The sequence below is a fragment of the Pseudomonas sp. RC2C2 genome, assembly GCF_018390435.1.
Classification (GTDB): Bacteria; Pseudomonadota; Gammaproteobacteria; order Pseudomonadales; family Pseudomonadaceae; genus Aquipseudomonas; species Aquipseudomonas donghuensis.
This window is the reverse complement of sequence record NZ_JAHBAX010000001.1, coordinates 2,022,215-2,039,490: the sequence shown is the minus strand read 5'-3', so window position 1 is coordinate 2,039,490 and position 17,276 is coordinate 2,022,215. Positions and strand designations below refer to the sequence as shown.

The following is a 17,276-nucleotide window of genomic DNA, read 5'->3' as shown; positions in this document are numbered from 1 at the left end:
TGGGTTTATGTGGATCTAGTTCCCTGGCCAGATAAAGGTTTGGCACCTGCTTCAAGCGATGACGCGAAGCACTTCGGCCTCGGTTGTCTGCCCTGCGGCAACCTTCTCGGCGCCGCTGTGCTTGAGGCTGAGCATGCCCTCATCAAGCGCCAGTCGGCGCAAGGCGAGCAGATCGAGGTCGGGCTCGATTCGAGCTTTGAGTGCATCACTGATGCCCAGCAGTTCGAAGATCGCACTGCGACCGTGATACCCGGTCTGCCGGCATTCACCACAGCCCACCGCTTGATGGCTGTGCATCGGCGCTGTTGGCGCGGCCTTGCAATGGTCACACAGGGTGCGTACCAGGCGCTGGGCCATGACCCCGATCAGGCTGGCTTTAAGCAGATAGGGCGCAATGCCCAGTTCCAGCAAGCGGGTGATAGCGCTGCAGGCATCGTTGGTGTGCAGGGTCGAGAGCACCAGGTGCCCGGTCAGGGCGGCCTGGATCGCCACTTCAGCGGTTTCCAGGTCGCGTATCTCGCCGATCATGATGACATCCGGATCCTGGCGCAGCAGCGCCCGGGTACCGGCGGCAAAGTCCAGGTTGATGGCCGGTTGTACTTGTAGTTGGTTGAACGCGGGTTCAACCATTTCGATCGGGTCTTCGACGGTACACAGGTTGATCTGCGGGGTGGCCAGGTGCTTGAGGCTGGCGTAAAGGGTGCTGGTCTTGCCCGAGCCGGTGGGCCCGGTGACCAGGATGATGCCGTGGCGCTGGCCGAGCATGGCCAGCCAGCGCTTGAGGTCGGCTGCGCCGAGGCCCAGTTGGGCAAAGTTCTGGTGCAGCAGCTGCGGGTCGAAGACTCTCAACACCAGCTTTTCGCCAAACGTGGTGGGCAGGGTCGACAGCCGTAGCTCGACCTCCTCGCCATCGGGCAGGCGGGTTTTGATCCGGCCATCCTGGGGGCGGCGTTTTTCCGCGACATTCATGCGCCCCAGGCTTTTCAGGCGGCTGACCACCGCCAGGGTCACCGGCGCCGGGAACTGGTAGACCGGGTGCAGCACGCCGTCGATGCGAAAACGCAACTGGCCTTGTTCACGTCGCGGTTCGAGGTGGATATCGCTGGCGCGCTGTTCGAAGGCGTACTGCAACAGCCAGTCAACGATGCTGACGATATGCGCATCGTTGGCTTGAACCTCGTTGGCGCGGCTGCCGACTTCAAGCAATTGTTCAAGATTGCCCGCCGCGATCGGTACCGACTGTTGCTGACTGGCGCCGCTGACCGATTGGGCGACCTGGAAGAACGTCTGGCTGAGCTGGCGGATCTGCACGGGGCTGGCCAGCACCCGCTTGATCGGCCGTTGCAGCGCCTGGGCCAGGTCCGCCTCCCAGGCGCGGACATAGGGCTGCGCGCTGGCCACGGTGACACCGCTGGCATCGGCGGCCACCGCGAGGATGCCGTGACGCCTGGCGAAGGCCGCGGACATCAGGCCGGTGAGCCGGGCAAGGTCGGTCTCCAGGGGATCGATACGCAGGTAAGGCTGGCCAGCCTGCTTTGCCTGCCACTGGCACAAGGCGTCCAGGTCCAGGCATTGGCCGGGATTGCGCAGGTCGGCAAGCTGCTGGCTGGCGATCCATTCGAGCGGGTGCTGGTCGTGCTGCAGCGGTGTGCAGTTGCTGCGATCGACCGCGCTGATGCGTTGTTCGGCGAGCAACTCGGCAAGCAAGGTGTCGAGGTCAAGCCAGCGATCTTCATTGGGGTTGGTCATGCGGGCTTCCTTGCCGCGCCGCCGACAGTGGTGGCCTGAGCAAGGTTAGCCGCTGAGCTGAGCCTTTCGCGAGAACAAGGGTTACCAGGCTTTACCGGGCTGGCTCAACTGCACCTCGGTTACGCAGATCAGGTTGCGCATTTTTTGTGCAATCAGCTCGGCGCGGTGCCAGCTCAGGCCGCTGATGCCGATCTCGACACTGAGCAGGTCATCCTGTTGCTCGACATTCAGCCGATGCGGCACCAGGAACTGCAGGGCAAACAGGTTGAGCACCCGGCACAGGCTGTCGGGCTCGGCCTCTACCTGCAGTTGGTAGCAGACATCACTGTGCGCGTTGCTGGCGGCCCAGACATCGGTGCGTAAGGGTGTGAGGGGGCTGTCCAGCCGTTCGAGAGCGCTCATGGGATTCTCCGAAGAAAGTGGAGAAATTTTTACATGCAGGTCAGGGTATTTCTTCTCTATGATCGTGCAATATTGCCACTTATTGAATAATTCAATTCGTAGCTATCCATTTTGGAGAAATAATCATGCATAGCGAGTTGGACGCCTATGACCGGCGCATCCTGGCCTTGTTGCAGGACGACGCCTCGCTCTCCAGTGCGCAGATCGCCGAGCGCGTGGGCTTGTCGCAATCGCCTTGCTGGCGGCGCATCCAGCGCTTGAAAGAGGAGGGGGTGATTCGCGCCCAGGTGACCCTGCTGGATCGCAAGAAGATCGGCTTGAACACGCAGATTTTCGCCGAGGTCAAACTCAACGCCCACGGGCGCTCCAACTTCACCGAGTTCACCGAGGCGATCCGCGGCTTTCCGGAAGTGCTGGAGTGTTATGTACTGATGGGCGCAGTGGACTTTTTGCTGCGTATTGTCACCCCGGACATCGAAGCCTACGAACGGTTCTTCTTCGAAAAGCTGTCGATGGTGCCGGGGATCCAGGAGGTCAACTCGACCGTGGCCTTGTCCGAAATCAAGTCCACGACGAGTCTGCCGGTACTGCCTTGAGCCTTACTTGCGCAGCAGGTGCTTCCAGCCACGGCTCTGGAACACGGCCATGGCCTGGTGGACGCGGGCTTCGAGCACTTCGTCGCTGATTGGCAGGTTGGCCAGTTCGTGCAGCTTGTTCAGCTCGCCGAACAGGCGGTCCAGATCCGGGCTCTCCAGCACCTGGCGGGCGTGGTGCAGCCATGCCAGCAGGCGTTCGATGCGCGGCAGCTGCTCGGCCAGGTCTTCCGGCTGGCGATGGTACAGCGGCAGGTTCAGGGCCTTGGCTTCTTCGGCCAGCAGCACGTTCAGCCAGTTGGCCAGTTGTGCGGCGCCCTGGCGGTCGCCGCGCTTGTTGCGCTCGACGGTCCAGGCGCGGGCCAGCAGCCAGCGCGAGGTCTCCAGGGAGAACTGGCCCCAGCGGGTATCCAGCAACTCTTCGGCGAATTGCTCGGGTGCGGCACGGCGTACGTCTTCATCGTCAATACCGGCCAATACCAGCGGGCGCCAGTCTTCGAGCAGGGCGTCGAGGCTGTTGCGCAGCTCGCGGGTGCTGGCGCGTGGGCCGGCCTGGCCGAGGCTGCTGGCCAGGGCGCGCAGTTCCCAGAGGTTGTCGACCCAGTCCTGCAGCAGGCGCCAGTGGCCGTTGAAACGGTACTGTTCGGCCAGGCGCTGGCTGCTGCCGAGCAACTGCCAGGCCAGTGCGGCGAAGGCGTCGTCGAGGGACATCTGGGCGTTCAGTTCGGCGGCCGGCAGGCTCAGGGCGTAGCTGCCGGCGTCGAGCAGGCGATAACCGCGCTCGGCCTTGCTGATGTCACACGGCATCAGCGGCAACTTGGCCGACAGCTCGGCGGCCAGCTCCAGCAGGGCTTCGGGGGCGCCTTCGCGCAACTCGAGCTCCAGCTCGCAGATTTCTTCCTTGTGCTTGCCGGCAACCACGGTGCCGAGGTCCAGTGCGGCCTCGATCACCACCTTGGCCTTGCCGCGGCCCCAGGCGATTTCTGCGTATTCACGGGTGAAGTCAGTGGTGAACAGCGCCTTGATGGTCTTTTTGTCGACATCGGCCAGTTGCTCCGGCCAGCACTCGGCGTCGAGTTTTTTCAGGTCGAGCTTGGCCTTGGGCAACTGCCATTCGAACTCGTTGCGCTGGGACAGGCCGGCGACGCTCTGGCCGCGGGTCTTGAGGGTCTGGATGACCACATCGCCGTCGCGGCGCAGGCGCAGGGCGACCTTGGCGGCGGCCAGGTCGCGCTCCGGGGTATCGAAGTACTGGTTGAGCAGTTCGCGGCTTTGCCACCCGGACTTGTTGCGCTTGTTCAGCAATGGGTGTTCACGCAGGGCGGCGAGGGTCTCGCGGCTGACCCGCAGTTTGATTTCGGTTTCTTTATGCATTGCTGGGTAATCCAGGCTCGAATGACAGGGAGCGTCTTGGGGGTGCAGTGTACAGGAGTCGGCTCACGGCGGTTTATTCCCGGTGCCGGATGGCCCTATGATGAGCTTCGCCCAAGGAGAAAGCGCATGCCATTGCCATCGCTCAAAGAGCAGTTCGCCGCCCTGATCGCCGCGCCGTCGGTCAGTTGTACCCAGCCTGCTCTGGATCAGTCCAACCGCGCGGTGATCGACCTGCTGGCCGGCTGGCTGGGGGACCTGGGTTTTGCCTGCGACATTCAGCAGGTGAACCCGGGCAAGTTCAACCTGCTGGCAAGCTATGGCAGCGGCCCGGGCGGCCTGGTGCTGGCCGGGCACAGCGACACGGTGCCGTACGACCCCGAGCTGTGGCAGACCGACCCGCTCAAGCTGACCGAGGTCGACGGCCGCTGGGTAGGCTTGGGCAGTTGCGACATGAAGGGCTTTTTTGCCCTGGTCATCGAAGCCGTGCAGCCATTGCTTGCCCATGACTTCAAGCAACCGCTGCTGATTCTCGCCACCTGCGACGAAGAAAGCTCGATGGCCGGCGCCCGTGCCCTGGCCGAGGCCGGGCGGCCCCTGGGCCGTGCGGCCGTGATCGGTGAGCCGACCGGGCTCAAGCCGATCCGCCTGCACAAAGGGGTGATGATGGAGCGCATCGACATTCTCGGGCGCAGTGGCCACTCGTCCGACCCGAGCCTGGGCCATAGCGCCCTGGAGGCCATGCACCAGGTCATGAGCGAGCTGATGAACCTGCGCCGGCAATGGCAGAAGGCATTCAACAACGCCCAGTTCAGCGTGCCGCAACCGACGATGAACTTCGGCTGTATTCATGGCGGCGACAACCCCAACCGTATCTGTGGCCAGTGCGCCCTGGAATTCGACCTGCGCCCGCTGCCGGGTATGGACCCGGAGGTGCTGCGCAGTGCCATTCGGCAAAAACTGGCGCCACTGGCCGAGCAGCACCAGGTGCGCATCGACTATGCGCCGCTGTTCCCCGAAGTGCCGCCGTTCGAGCAGGCCGCCGATGCGGAACTGGTACGGGTAGCCGAACGTCTTACCGGTCATCGCGCCGAAGCGGTAGCCTTTGGCACCGAAGCGCCTTATCTTCAGCGCCTGGGTTGCGAGACCCTGGTGCTCGGCCCCGGTGACATCGCCTGTGCCCACCAGCCGGGTGAATACCTTGAAATGTCACGCTTGCAGCCTACTGTGCGTCTATTGCGTGAGTTGATCGAACATTATTGCCTCAGCCCGGTAATTGCCCGCTGAGTTGAACCGTTTTGCAGAGGAGATTGCGCGTGACGCCAAGCCTGTTCCGACGATAACCCTTCGAGCGCTGTGTGCTTTCCCGTTCTTGTCCCTATTTTCTACAGGCTCTCCGGTTATGCCCGAATACGTCAATTGGCTGCGTCACGCTTCGCCTTACATCAACGCCCACCGCGACTGCACGTTCGTGGTCATGCTCCCCGGTGACGGGGTCGAGCACCCCAACTTCGGCAATATCGTCCACGACCTGGTGCTGTTGCACAGCCTTGGCGTGCGCCTGGTGCTGGTCCATGGTTCGCGTCCGCAGATCGAAAGCCGCCTGGCCTCCCGTGGCCTGACCCCGCACTACCACCGCGGCATGCGCATCACCGATGCCGCCACCCTGGAATGCGTGATCGATGCCGTCGGCCACCTGCGCATCGCCATCGAGGCGCGCCTGTCGATGGACATGGCCGCCTCGCCGATGCAGGGTTCGCGCCTGCGCGTGGCCGCTGGCAACCTGGTCACCGCACGGCCGATCGGCGTGGTCGAAGGTGTTGATTACCATCACACCGGCGAAGTGCGCCGGGTCGACCGCAAGGGCATCAACCGCCTGCTCGACGAGCGCTCCATCGTCCTGCTCTCGCCGTTGGGTTACTCGCCTACCGGCGAAATCTTCAACCTGGCCTGTGAAGACGTCGCCACCCGCGCCGCCATCGAACTGGGCGCCGACAAACTGCTGCTGTTCGGCGCCGAGCGCGGCCTGCTTGATGAACAGGGCCGGCTGGTGCGTGAGCTGCGTCCACAACAGGTGCCGGCGCACCTGCAGCGGTTGGGCAGCGATTACCAGGGCGAGTTGCTCGATGCCGCCGCCGAAGCCTGCCGTGGTGGTGTGGCGCGCAGCCATATCGTCAGCTATGGCGAAGACGGTGCCTTGCTCACCGAGTTGTTCACCCGTGATGGCGGCGGCACCCTGGTGGCTCAGGAGCAGTTTGAAAAGGTGCGTGAGGCGGCGATCGAGGATGTCGGTGGCTTGCTCGAGCTGATCAGCCCGCTCGAAGAGCAAGGCATCCTCGTGCGTCGCTCGCGCGAGGTGCTGGAGCGCGAGATCGAGCAGTTCAGCGTGGTCGAGCGCGAAGGCATGATCATCGCCTGTGCGGCACTGTACCCGATTGCCGATTCTGAGGCGGGCGAACTGGCGTGCCTGGCGGTGAACCCTGAGTATCGCCATGGTGGGCGTGGTGATGAGTTGCTGGAACGGATCGAGACGCGGGCGCGGGAGATGGGGCTCAACACCCTGTTCGTGCTGACGACCCGGACGGCACACTGGTTCCGCGAGCGCGGCTTTGTGCCCAGCGGGGTCGAGCGGCTGCCGGCGGCGCGGGCCTCGCTGTACAACTATCAGCGTAACTCGAAGATCTTCGAAAAAGCGCTGTAGCCTTTGGGGCTGCCTTACGGCCCATCGCTGGCAAGCCAGCTCCCACAGGTCCGGTGTACACAGCACTTGTGGGAGCTGGCTTGCCAGCGATGAGGCCATAAAAAACGCCGTCGACTCAGGGGCCGACGGCGTTTTTCATTCCAGCATCCAACCGCTGTTACACGGTATGCAGATACCAGTTGTACTCAAGGTCGGAGATGGAGTGTTCGAACTCCTCCAGCTCGCTCTCTTTACAGGCCACGAAGATATCGATGTATTTCGGGTCGATGTACTTGGCCAGGATCTCGCTGTCGTCCAGCTCGCGCAGTGCATCACGCAGGTTGTTCGGCAGGCTTTGCTCGTTCTGCTCGTAGGAGTTGCCTTCGGTCGGCTCGCCCGGGTCGACCTTGTTGGTCAGGCCATGGTGAACACCGGCCAGCACGGCGGCCATCAGCAGGTACGGGTTGGCGTCGGCACCGGCTACGCGGTGTTCGATGCGCACGGCGTCCGGCGTGCCGGTTGGCACGCGCAGGGCCACGGTACGGTTGTCCAGGCCCCAGCTTGGCGAATTCGGCACGTAGAACTGGGCACCGAAACGGCGGTACGAGTTGACGTTCGGGCAGAGGAACGCCATCGACGCCGGTAGGGTCTCGAGCACACCGCCGATCGCGTGACGCAGTGCGGCGTTCTGCTCGGGATCCTCGCTGGTGAAGATGTTCTTGCCATCTTTGTCCAGCACCGAGATATGGACATGCAGACCATTACCCGCCTGGCCCGGATAGGGCTTGGCCATGAAGGTGGTATCCATCTCATGGTCGTAGGCGATGTTTTTGATCAGGCGCTTGAGCAGTACCGCGTAGTCGCAGGCCTTCATCGGGTCGGCAACGTGGTGCAGGTTGACTTCGAACTGCGCCGGGGCGCTTTCCTTGACGATGGCGTCGGCAGGAATGCCTTGTTCCTTGGCGCCTTCGAGGATGTCCTGCAGGCAATCAACGTACTCGTCGAGGTCGTCGATCAGGTACACCTGGGTCGAGATCGGGCGTTTGCCGGAAATCGGCGAGCGCGGCGGTTGCGGACGGCCGTTCACGTTCTCCTGGTCGATCAGGTAGAACTCAAGCTCGAACGCGGCGCAGATGGTCAGGCCCAGCTCGTCGAACTTGCTCACGACCTGGCGCAGGACTTCCCGCGGGTCAGCGAAGAACGGTTGGCCTTCGAGCTCGTGCATGGTCATCAGCAGTTGCGCGGTCGGGCGCTTCTGCCAGGGCTCGTTGGACAGGGTATCGGGGATTGGATAGCAGATGCGGTCGGCATCGCCGATGTCCAGGCCAAGGCCGGTGCTTTCGACGGTCGAACCGTTGATATCCAGGGCGAAAAGGGAGGCCGGCAGATTGATGCCTTTCTCGTAAACCTTGTGGAGGCTGGTGCGCTCGATGCGCTTGCCGCGCACCACACCATTCATATCTGCAATCAGAAGGTCAACGTAGAGAACCTCAGGATGTTCCTTAAGGAACGCGTTCGCTTCGTTAAGCTGAACGGCACGCGGGGGTACCGACATGATGCAACACCTTTGTTGTTAAAAATATCAATCAATGGGGGCTTGCAGGTTCAGTCAATCGGAAAGCCTTGCTGAAGTCAAGCCAACCCCATGATGCCCTAAAATGGCCCTCAAGCGGCATTTTTGCTGCAATTGGGGGCGCCGACAAGGGCTGCTTTCGTACGGTAACGGCGATCTTGAGCGGGCCGTGTTCTATTTTTTACGGGGGTGTTGTGTAAAAAAATGAACAAGGCTAAGCTCGGTGGCAACCCATAACACCAATAATACCGGGGGTTACATGTCACGCCTGCCGACAACCGGCATCATCGCCCGCCGTTCACAGAACGGTTTGCACGCGTTCCTCGCGGGTGGCTTGCGCCATGCGCCAGCACCTTGCGCCCCGGCTGAAATAATTGACGGCCCGGGCGTCCTGCCTGCTGCCGACGCTGCTTCGAATTACCTCTGCCATCACTATAGCGGGCTCGTCAGTCTTGCGGGAACTGCCCGTCGCGGCCACCCTGCGTCTGACTTTTGCTTTAGCCCCGTAGGGCATCCAGAATGTCTGGGACGGCCCACTCCGGGTATCGTCCTGACGTCTGTCCAGACATTTACCTCCTGAGGTATTTATGAGTAGCAACCTCGACCAGCTCACCGATTGGTTGAAAGAACACAAGATCACCGAAGTCGAGTGTCTGATCAGCGACCTCACCGGTATCACCCGTGGCAAGATCTCGCCGACCAACAAGTTCATTGCCGAAAAAGGCATGCGCCTGCCCGAGAGCGTGCTGCTGCAGACCGTGACCGGCGACTATGTCGATGACGACATCTATTACGAACTGCTCGACCCGGCTGACATCGACATGATCTGCCGCCCCGACGAGAACGCGGTGTTTCTCGTACCTTGGGCCATCGAGCCGACCGCCCAGGTGATCCACGACACCTACGACAAGCAGGGCAACCCGGTCGAGCTGTCGCCACGCAACGTGCTCAAGAAGGTATTGAAGCTCTATGCCGACAAGGGCTGGCAGCCGATCGTGGCGCCAGAGATGGAGTTCTACCTGACCAAACGCTGCGAAGACCCGGACTTCCCCCTGCAGCCGCCAATCGGCCGCTCCGGGCGCCCGGAAACCGGCCGGCAGTCGTTCTCTATTGAAGCCGCCAACGAATTCGACCCGCTGTTCGAGGACGTCTACGACTGGTGCGAGCTGCAGAACCTTGATCTCGACACGCTGATCCACGAAGACGGCACGGCGCAGATGGAGATCAACTTCCGTCACGGCAACGCCCTGTCGCTGGCCGACCAGATCCTGGTGTTCAAGCGCACCATGCGCGAGGCTGCGCTCAAGCACAACGTCGCTGCCACCTTCATGGCCAAGCCGATGACCGGCGAACCGGGCAGCGCCATGCACCTGCACCAGAGCATCATCGACGTGCGTACCGGCAAGAACATCTTCTCGGACGAAGACGGGAGCATGAGCGAGCTGTTCCTCAACCACGTCGGCGGCCTGCAGAAGTTCATTCCGGTGGTGTTGCCGCTGTTCGCACCGAACGTCAACTCGTTCCGCCGCTTCCTGCCCGACACCTCGGCACCCGTGAACGTCGAGTGGGGCGAAGAGAACCGTACCGTGGGCCTGCGCGTACCGGATGCCGGGCCGCAGAATCGCCGGGTCGAAAACCGCCTGCCAGGCGCCGACGCCAACCCGTACCTGGCGATCGCCGCCAGCCTGCTGTGCGGCTTCATCGGCATGGTCGAAGGCATCAAGCCAAGTGCGCCGGTGCAGGGGCGTGGCTATGAGCGGCGCAACCTGCGCCTGCCGCTGACCATCGAGGACGCCCTGGAGCGCATGGAGAACTGCCAGGCGCTGGAACCTTACCTGGGCAAGAAATTCATTGCCGGCTACGTCGCCACCAAGCGCGCCGAGCATGAAAACTTCAAACGCGTAATCAGCTCCTGGGAACGTGAGTTCCTGCTGTTTGCGGTCTGATCAACCCGGAGCCGCAGGACCGCGGCCGTCAACAAACGGAGAAGCACATGAGCGTCAACAACCCGCAAACCCGTGAGTGGCAAACCCTTAGCAGTGAGCATCACCTGGCGCCTTTCAGTGACTATAAACAGCTGAAAGAGAAGGGGCCGCGGATCATCACCAAAGCCGAGGGCGTGCACCTGTGGGACAGCGAGGGCAACAAGATCCTCGATGGCATGGCGGGCCTGTGGTGTGTGGCGGTCGGTTACGGCCGTGAAGAGCTGGTTGAAGTGGCCGCCAAGCAAATGCGCGAGCTGCCGTACTACAACCTGTTCTTCCAGACTGCCCACCCACCGGCACTGGAGCTGGCCAAAGCCGTCTGCGACGTCGCGCCCAAGGGCATGACCCATGTGTTCTTCACCGGCTCCGGTTCTGAAGGCAACGACACCAACTTGCGCATGGTCCGTCACTACTGGGCGCTCAAGGGCAAGCCGCAGAAACAGGTGATCATTGGCCGCATCAACGGTTATCACGGTTCCACCGTGGCCGGTGCCGCCCTGGGTGGCATGAGCGGCATGCATGCGCAGGCCGGGACGCTGCCGGGCATCGTGCATATCCCGCAGCCGTACTGGTTCGGCGAAGGCGGTGACATGACCCCGGACGAATTCGGCGTATGGGCCGCCGAGCAGCTGGAAAAGAAAATCCTCGAAGTCGGCGAAGACAACGTCGCCGCCTTTATCGCCGAGCCGATTCAGGGTGCCGGCGGGGTGATCATTCCGCCAGACACCTACTGGCCGAAGATCAAGGAAATCCTCGCCAAGTACGAGATCCTGTTCATTGCCGACGAAGTGATCTGTGGCTTTGGTCGCACCGGCGAGTGGTTCGGTTCCGATTACTACGACCTCAAGCCCGACCTGATGACCATCGCCAAGGGTCTTACCTCCGGTTACATCCCCATGGGCGGTGTGATCGTGCGTGACGAAGTGGCCAAGGTGCTCAGCGAAGGCGGCGACTTCAATCACGGCTTCACCTACTCCGGCCACCCGGTGGCGGCGGCGGTGGGCCTGGAAAACCTGCGGATCCTGCGCGACGAGAAGATCATCGAGCGGGTTCAGGAAGAAACGGCACCGTATTTGCAAAAGCGTCTGCGTGAGCTCAGCGATCACCCGCTGGTGGGCGAAGTGCGTGGCCTGGGCATGCTCGGTGCCATCGAGCTGGTCAAGGACAAGGCCACCCGTGCGCGTTACGAAGGCCGGGGTGTGGGCATGATCTGCCGACAGTTCTGCTTCGACAACGGGCTGATCATGCGCGCTGTGGGCGACACCATGATCATCGCGCCACCGCTGGTGATCAGTCATGCAGAGATCGACGAGCTGGTGGAAAAGGCGCGCAAATGCCTGGACCTGACGCTCGAAGCGCTGAACTAGCCAAGTGCTAGGCTAGCGTAATGGCATCAATGAGTTTCAAGGCGCCTCTTTCCTTGAAAGAGCGCCTTGTAACTTGCCAGACTAACGACTGTTTCAGTCGCTCGGAGCTTGCGCCGAATAAGCCGGCCGCTGAACAGATGGCTAAATAAAAATTCTGGAGCATTACGCATGAAGAAATTGGGCAAGACGTTGCTGGCTATGTCCCTGATGGGCGCCATGGCCAGTGCTGTTCACGCGGATGACAAAGTACTGCACGTCTATAACTGGTCCGACTACATCGCACCGGACACTGTCGCCAAGTTCGAAAAACAGACCGGTATCAAGGTCGTTTACGATGTCTTCGACAGCAACGAGACCCTCGAGGCCAAGTTGCTGGCAGGCAAGTCCGGCTACGACGTGGTAGTGCCGTCGAACAACTTCCTGGCCAAGCAGATCAAGGCCGGTGTCTATCAGGAGCTGGACAAGTCCAAGCTGCCGAACTGGAAGAACCTCGACGAAGACCTGCTCAAGGCCGTTGGTGATGCCAGCGACCCGGGCAACAAACATGCGTTCCCGTACATGTGGGGCTCCATCGGCATCGGCTACAACCCGGAGAAGGTCAAGGCCGCGCTGGGTATCGACAAGATCGATTCCTGGGACGTGGTGTTCAAGCCGGAGAATATCGCCAAGCTCAAGAGCTGCGGTGTGAGCTTCCTCGACGCTCCGACCGAAATGATCCCGGCGGCGCTGCACTACCTGGGCAAGCCGACCAACAGCACCAGCAAGGAAGACCTCAAAGCCGCCGAAGACCTGTTCCTGAAGATCCGTCCGTCGGTCGGCTACTTCCACTCCTCCAAGTACATCTCGGACCTTGCCAACGGCAACATCTGCGTGGCCGTGGGTTACTCGGGGGACCTGGAGCAGTCCAAGGCCCGTGCCCACGAGGCCGGTGACAAGGTCAAGCTGGACTACATCATTCCGAAAGAAGGCGCCGGTACCTTCTACGACATGGTCGCCATCCCCAAAGATGCGGTCAACGTCGACGCTGCCTACAAGTTCATGGACTTCCTGATGCAACCGGAAGTCATGGCCGAGATCACCAACGCCGTGCGTTTCCCGAACGGCAACAAGGCGGCGACTCCCCTGGTGGACAAGGACATCACCAGCGATCCAAGCATCTACCCGCCGGCTGATGTGAAGAAGCAGCTGTACGCCATTGCTGACCCGGGTGCCAAAGCCCAGCGCGAAATCACTCGCAGCTGGACCAAGATCAAATCGGGCAAGTAAACCTGGTTGCCTCCCTGGGCGCGGTGTAAATCCCGCCCAGGGAGCATGAAAGCACAAATTTTTTTTGCGGCATGAGTGCATCGAAGGTAAGTTGCGCGCCGGTTTGGTTATCCGGCAGGTATTCCTGTCGTTTGCCACGGGCACATTTGTGAGGACCTCCCACTTGTCTATTTCTGTATTTCGCAAGGCCATGCTGGCTGGAGCGGGTCTGACGCTGGCGATCAGCGTCCAAGCGGCGCCCACGGTGCACATTTATAACTGGTCGGACTACATTGGTCAGACCACCCTCGCGGACTTCGAAAAAGCCACTGGCATCAAGCCGGTGCAGGATGTCTTCGATTCCAACGAAACCCTGGAAGGCAAGCTGCTGGCCGGTCGTACCGGCTATGACGTGGTCGTGCCGTCCAACCATTTTCTCGGCAAGCAGATCAAGGCGGGCGCGTTCCAGAAGCTCGACAAGGCGCTGCTGCCCAATTACGCGAACCTTGACCCGGCGCTGATGAAGCGCCTGGAAAAAAACGATCCAGGCAACCAGTACGCCGTCCCCTACCTGTGGGGCACCAATGGCATCGGCTACAACGTCGAGAAGGTCAAGGCGGCGCTGGGTACCGACAAGATCGATTCCTGGGCCATGCTGTTCGAGCCACAAAACATCAAAAAACTCTCCACGTGCGGGGTCGCCTTCCTCGACTCGGCCGACGAGATGCTCCCGGCAGTACTCAACTACATGGGGCGTGACCCCAACAGCACCAACCCCAAGGATTATGCCGACGCCGAGAAGAAACTCTTGGCCGTGCGCCCGTACGTGACCTACTTCCATTCATCCAAATACATCTCGGACCTGGCCAACGGCGACATCTGCGTGGCTGCCGGTTTCTCCGGCGATGTGTTCCAGGCCAAGTCCCGCGCCGAAGAAGCCGGCAAGGGCGTCAAGCTGGCCTATGCGATTCCCAAGGAAGGCGGCAACCTCTGGTTCGACATGCTGGCGATCCCCAAGGATTCCAAGAATGTCAAAGAGGCCCACGCCTTCATCAACTATTTGCTGCAGCCTGAGGTTATTGCCCAGGTCAGTGATTACGTCGGTTATGCCAACCCGAACCCCAAGGCTGGCGATCTGATGGACCAGAACGTGCGAACCGACGCAGCGGTTTACCCACCGCAAGAAGTGCTGGACAAGTTGTACGTCAATTCCGAGCTACCTCCCAAGGTGCAACGGTTGATGACCCGTAGCTGGACCAAGGTCAAGTCGGGCAAGTAAAAATCCAGGGTCCGTCACGGCAGGGGCGGGCGCAAAAAATCTTGTTGGGAGTTTCACAAATGGCAGTTGCCTCCGGTGCCTATAAGAAAGCCCTCGAGGGCGACCAGCAACCTAAACAGGTGCTGGTCAAAATCGACCGGGTCACGAAAAAGTTCGACGAAACGGTCGCCGTGGACGATGTGTCCCTGGAAATCAAGAAGGGCGAAATTTTCGCCCTGCTCGGTGGCTCGGGTTCGGGTAAGTCGACCTTGCTGCGCATGCTCGCCGGCTTCGAACGACCAACCGAGGGGCGTATTTTCCTCGATGGCGTAGACATTACCGATATGCCGCCCTACGAGCGGCCGATCAACATGATGTTCCAGTCGTACGCGCTGTTTCCGCACATGACCGTGGCCCAGAACATCGCCTTCGGCCTGCAGCAGGACCGTATGCCCAAGTCCGAGATCGACGCCCGCGTGGCCGAGATGCTCAAGCTGGTGCACATGACCCAGTACGCCAAGCGCAAGCCGCACCAGCTCTCCGGTGGCCAGCGTCAGCGTGTGGCCCTGGCCCGTTCGCTGGCCAAGCGGCCCAAGTTGCTGCTGCTCGATGAGCCGATGGGGGCACTGGACAAGAAGCTGCGTTCGCAGATGCAACTGGAGCTGGTGGAGATCATCGAACGGGTCGGTGTGACCTGCGTGATGGTGACCCACGACCAGGAAGAGGCCATGACCATGGCCCAGCGCATCGCCATCATGCACCTGGGCTGGATCGCCCAGATCGGCAGCCCGATCGACATCTATGAAACCCCGACCAGCCGCCTGGTCTGCGAGTTCATCGGTAACGTCAACCTGTTCGAAGGCGAAGTGGTCGACGACGCCGAAGGCCACGCGGTGATCGCCAGCCCCGAGCTTGAGCGCCACATCTACGTTGGCCACGGGGTTACCACCTCGGTGGAAGACAAGCGCATCACCTACGCCCTGCGTCCGGAAAAACTGCTGGTGACCACCGCGCAGCCGACCTGCGAGCACAACTGGTCGCGCGGCAAGGTGCACGACATTGCCTACCTGGGCGGCCATTCGGTGTTCTACGTCGAGCTGCCTGGCGGCAAGATCGTCCAGTCGTTCGTCGCCAACGCCGAGCGCCAGGGCACCCGACCGACCTGGGACGACCAGGTCTACGTCTGGTGGGAGGATGACAGCGGCGTGGTACTGCGGTCATGAATGCGCGCAAGCTCAAGCGAGCCGTCAACCGAATAAAGCCCGAGGGACGCCATCTGGTGATCGGCGTGCCGTTCATCTGGCTGTTCCTGTTCTTCATGCTGCCGTTCTTCATCGTCCTGAAGATCAGTTTCGCTGAAGCCGACGTGGCGATCCCGCCGTATACCGAGATCTACAGCTACGTCGAAGACAAGGTGCAAGTGGTGCTCAACCTGGCCAACTATGGCCTGTTGACCGAAGACGAACTCTACATCTCGGCGTACCTGGGGTCGTTGAAGATGGCCTTCTTCAGCACGCTGTTGTGCCTGCTGATCGGCTATCCGATGGCCTATGCCATCGCCAACGCGCGCAAGGAAGCCCAGACGGTCCTGTTGCTGCTGATCATGATGCCGACCTGGACGGCGATCCTGATCCGCGTCTATGCCTGGATGGGCATCCTCAGCAACAACGGCCTGCTCAACGCCTTCTTGCTGTGGCTGGGGTGGATCGATCAGCCGTTGCAGATCCTCAACACCAACCTCGCGGTGTATATCGGCGTGGTCTATTCGTACCTGCCGTTCATGATCCTGCCGCTCTACGCCAACCTGGTGAAGCATGACCAGAGCCTGCTTGAGGCCGCGTCGGACCTGGGTTCGAGCACCTTCAACAGCTTCTGGAAGATCACCGTGCCGCTGTCGAAGAACGGCATCATCGCCGGCTGTATGCTGGTGTTCATTCCGGTGGTGGGTGAGTTCGTCATTCCTGAGCTGCTCGGCGGCCCGGAAACCTTGATGATCGGTAAAGTGCTCTGGCAAGAGTTCTTCAACAACCGTGACTGGCCGGTGGCCTCTGCCCTGGCGGTAGTGATGCTGGCGATCCTGATCGTACCGATCCTGCTCTTCAACCGTAGTCAGGCCAAAGAGATGGAGGGCAGGGCATGAAGCGTTTCAGTTTCTCCAAATTGATGTTGGTCCTGGGCCTGCTGTTCATCTACCTGCCGATGCTGATCCTGGTGATCTACTCGTTCAACGCCTCCAAGCTGGTGACGGTATGGGGCGGCTGGTCGGTGAAGTGGTACGTCGGCCTGCTCGACAACACCCAGCTGATGGGTTCGGTGATGCGCTCGCTGGAGATCGCCTGCTACACCGCGATCGCCGCCGTGGCGCTGGGCACCCTGGCGGCCTTCGTGCTGACCCGGGTGACCCGCTTCAAGGGCCGTACCCTGTTCGGTGGCCTGGTTACCGCACCGTTGGTAATGCCCGAGGTGATCACCGGTCTGTCGCTGTTGCTGCTGTTCGTGGCCATGGCGCAGATGATCGGCTGGCCGCAGGAGCGTGGCATCGTCACCATCTGGATCGCCCACACCACCTTCTGCGCAGCCTATGTGGCGGTGGTGGTGTCGGCGCGCCTGCGTGAGCTGGACCTGTCGATCGAAGAAGCGGCGATGGACCTCGGTGCGCGGCCGTGGAAGGTATTCTTCCTGATCACCATCCCGATGATTGCACCGTCGCTGGCAGCCGGCGGGATGATGTCCTTTGCCCTGTCGCTGGATGACCTGGTACTGGCCAGCTTCGTCTCGGGCCCGGGTTCGACCACTTTGCCGATGGAAGTCTTCTCTGCCGTGCGTCTGGGCGTGAAGCCGGAAATCAACGCGGTGGCCAGCCTGATCCTGCTCAGCGTGTCGTTGGTGACTTTCATGGTCTGGTACTTCAGCCGCCAGGCCGAAGAGCGTCGCCGTCGGGCGATCCAGCAGGCGATCGAAGAAAGCGCTGCCGACTCGTGGAAACAACCGGACGTGCGTCGCGCGCCGGCGCCGGTTTCGGCGTGATCTGACGGGCCTCATCGCCGGCAAGC

Annotated in this window: 14 protein-coding genes; 10 read left to right on the top strand and 4 right to left on the bottom strand. The window is 61.4% G+C overall.

The genetic code is table 11. From position 1 onward, the window contains the following. Positions 1–51: 51 nt before the first annotated feature. Entirely contained in the window at positions 52–1,749 is a 1,698-nt protein-coding gene (locus KHO53_RS09435) for a GspE/PulE family protein (RefSeq protein WP_213570241.1), read from the bottom strand. 81 nt (positions 1,750–1,830) lie between these two features. Further along, entirely contained in the window at positions 1,831–2,151 is a 321-nt protein-coding gene (locus KHO53_RS09430; protein WP_051636746.1) for an ACT-like domain-containing protein, read from the bottom strand. A 125-nt stretch (positions 2,152–2,276) separates the two neighbouring features. On the opposite strand from KHO53_RS09430, the gene KHO53_RS09425 reads away from it, so the two are divergent. Continuing rightward, complete coding sequence (locus KHO53_RS09425; protein WP_010221186.1) at positions 2,277–2,747, top strand: Lrp/AsnC family transcriptional regulator; 471 nt, start codon at positions 2,277–2,279, stop codon at positions 2,745–2,747. Positions 2,748–2,750: 3 nt separating this feature from the next. On the opposite strand, the gene KHO53_RS09420 is transcribed toward KHO53_RS09425, so the two are convergent. Continuing rightward, on the bottom strand, positions 2,751–4,118 hold the full coding sequence (locus KHO53_RS09420; protein ID WP_010221187.1) for a CYTH domain-containing protein: 1,368 nt from the start codon (positions 4,116–4,118) through the stop codon (positions 2,751–2,753). Between the two features lie 126 nt (positions 4,119–4,244). On the opposite strand from KHO53_RS09420, the gene argE reads away from it, so the two are divergent. Both argE and argA read left to right on the top strand, forming a co-directional pair. After that, entirely contained in the window at positions 4,245–5,402 is a 1,158-nt protein-coding gene (gene argE / locus KHO53_RS09415; RefSeq protein ID WP_010221188.1) for an acetylornithine deacetylase, read from the top strand. Positions 5,403–5,517: 115 nt separating this feature from the next. Beyond that, on the top strand, positions 5,518–6,816 hold the full coding sequence (argA, locus tag KHO53_RS09410) for an amino-acid N-acetyltransferase (RefSeq protein ID WP_036994906.1): 1,299 nt from the start codon (positions 5,518–5,520) through the stop codon (positions 6,814–6,816). A gap of 157 nt (positions 6,817–6,973) precedes the next feature. Here the strand turns inward: argA and KHO53_RS09405 are convergent, their stop codons facing one another. Further along, complete coding sequence (locus KHO53_RS09405) at positions 6,974–8,350, bottom strand: glutamine synthetase family protein (RefSeq protein WP_010221191.1); 1,377 nt, start codon at positions 8,348–8,350, stop codon at positions 6,974–6,976. 605 nt (positions 8,351–8,955) lie between these two features. Here KHO53_RS09405 and KHO53_RS09400 point away from each other — a divergent pair. The 7 genes from KHO53_RS09400 (at position 8,956) to KHO53_RS09370 (ending at position 17,250) form a co-directional block, all read left to right on the top strand. Continuing rightward, a complete protein-coding gene (locus KHO53_RS09400; RefSeq protein ID WP_010221192.1) occupies positions 8,956–10,314 on the top strand; it encodes a glutamine synthetase family protein in 1,359 nt (452 codons plus the stop codon). 47 nt (positions 10,315–10,361) lie between these two features. Beyond that, positions 10,362–11,720, top strand: a complete 1,359-nt coding sequence (locus KHO53_RS09395) for an aspartate aminotransferase family protein (protein WP_010221193.1) — start codon at positions 10,362–10,364, stop codon at positions 11,718–11,720. Positions 11,721–11,888: 168 nt separating this feature from the next. Next, the gene (locus tag KHO53_RS09390; protein ID WP_036994907.1) at positions 11,889–12,986 is read left to right on the top strand and encodes a polyamine ABC transporter substrate-binding protein; all 1,098 of its coding nucleotides are present in this window, start codon (positions 11,889–11,891) and stop codon (positions 12,984–12,986) included. Positions 12,987–13,149: 163 nt separating this feature from the next. Then, positions 13,150–14,244 carry a polyamine ABC transporter substrate-binding protein gene (locus KHO53_RS09385; RefSeq protein WP_010221195.1) on the top strand — a complete coding sequence of 365 codons (1,095 nt, stop codon included), beginning with the start codon at positions 13,150–13,152 and terminating at the stop codon, positions 14,242–14,244. A 59-nt stretch (positions 14,245–14,303) separates the two neighbouring features. After that, on the top strand, positions 14,304–15,446 hold the full coding sequence (locus KHO53_RS09380) for an ABC transporter ATP-binding protein (RefSeq protein ID WP_010221196.1): 1,143 nt from the start codon (positions 14,304–14,306) through the stop codon (positions 15,444–15,446). Next, positions 15,443–16,363, top strand: a complete 921-nt coding sequence (locus KHO53_RS09375) for an ABC transporter permease subunit (protein ID WP_010221197.1) — start codon at positions 15,443–15,445, stop codon at positions 16,361–16,363. The genes KHO53_RS09380 and KHO53_RS09375 overlap by 4 nt, the downstream gene beginning before the upstream one ends. Beyond that, entirely contained in the window at positions 16,360–17,250 is an 891-nt protein-coding gene (locus KHO53_RS09370) for an ABC transporter permease subunit (RefSeq protein ID WP_010221198.1), read from the top strand. Before KHO53_RS09375 ends, KHO53_RS09370 begins: the two co-directional genes overlap by 4 nt. The last annotated feature ends 26 nt before the right edge of the window (positions 17,251–17,276 follow it).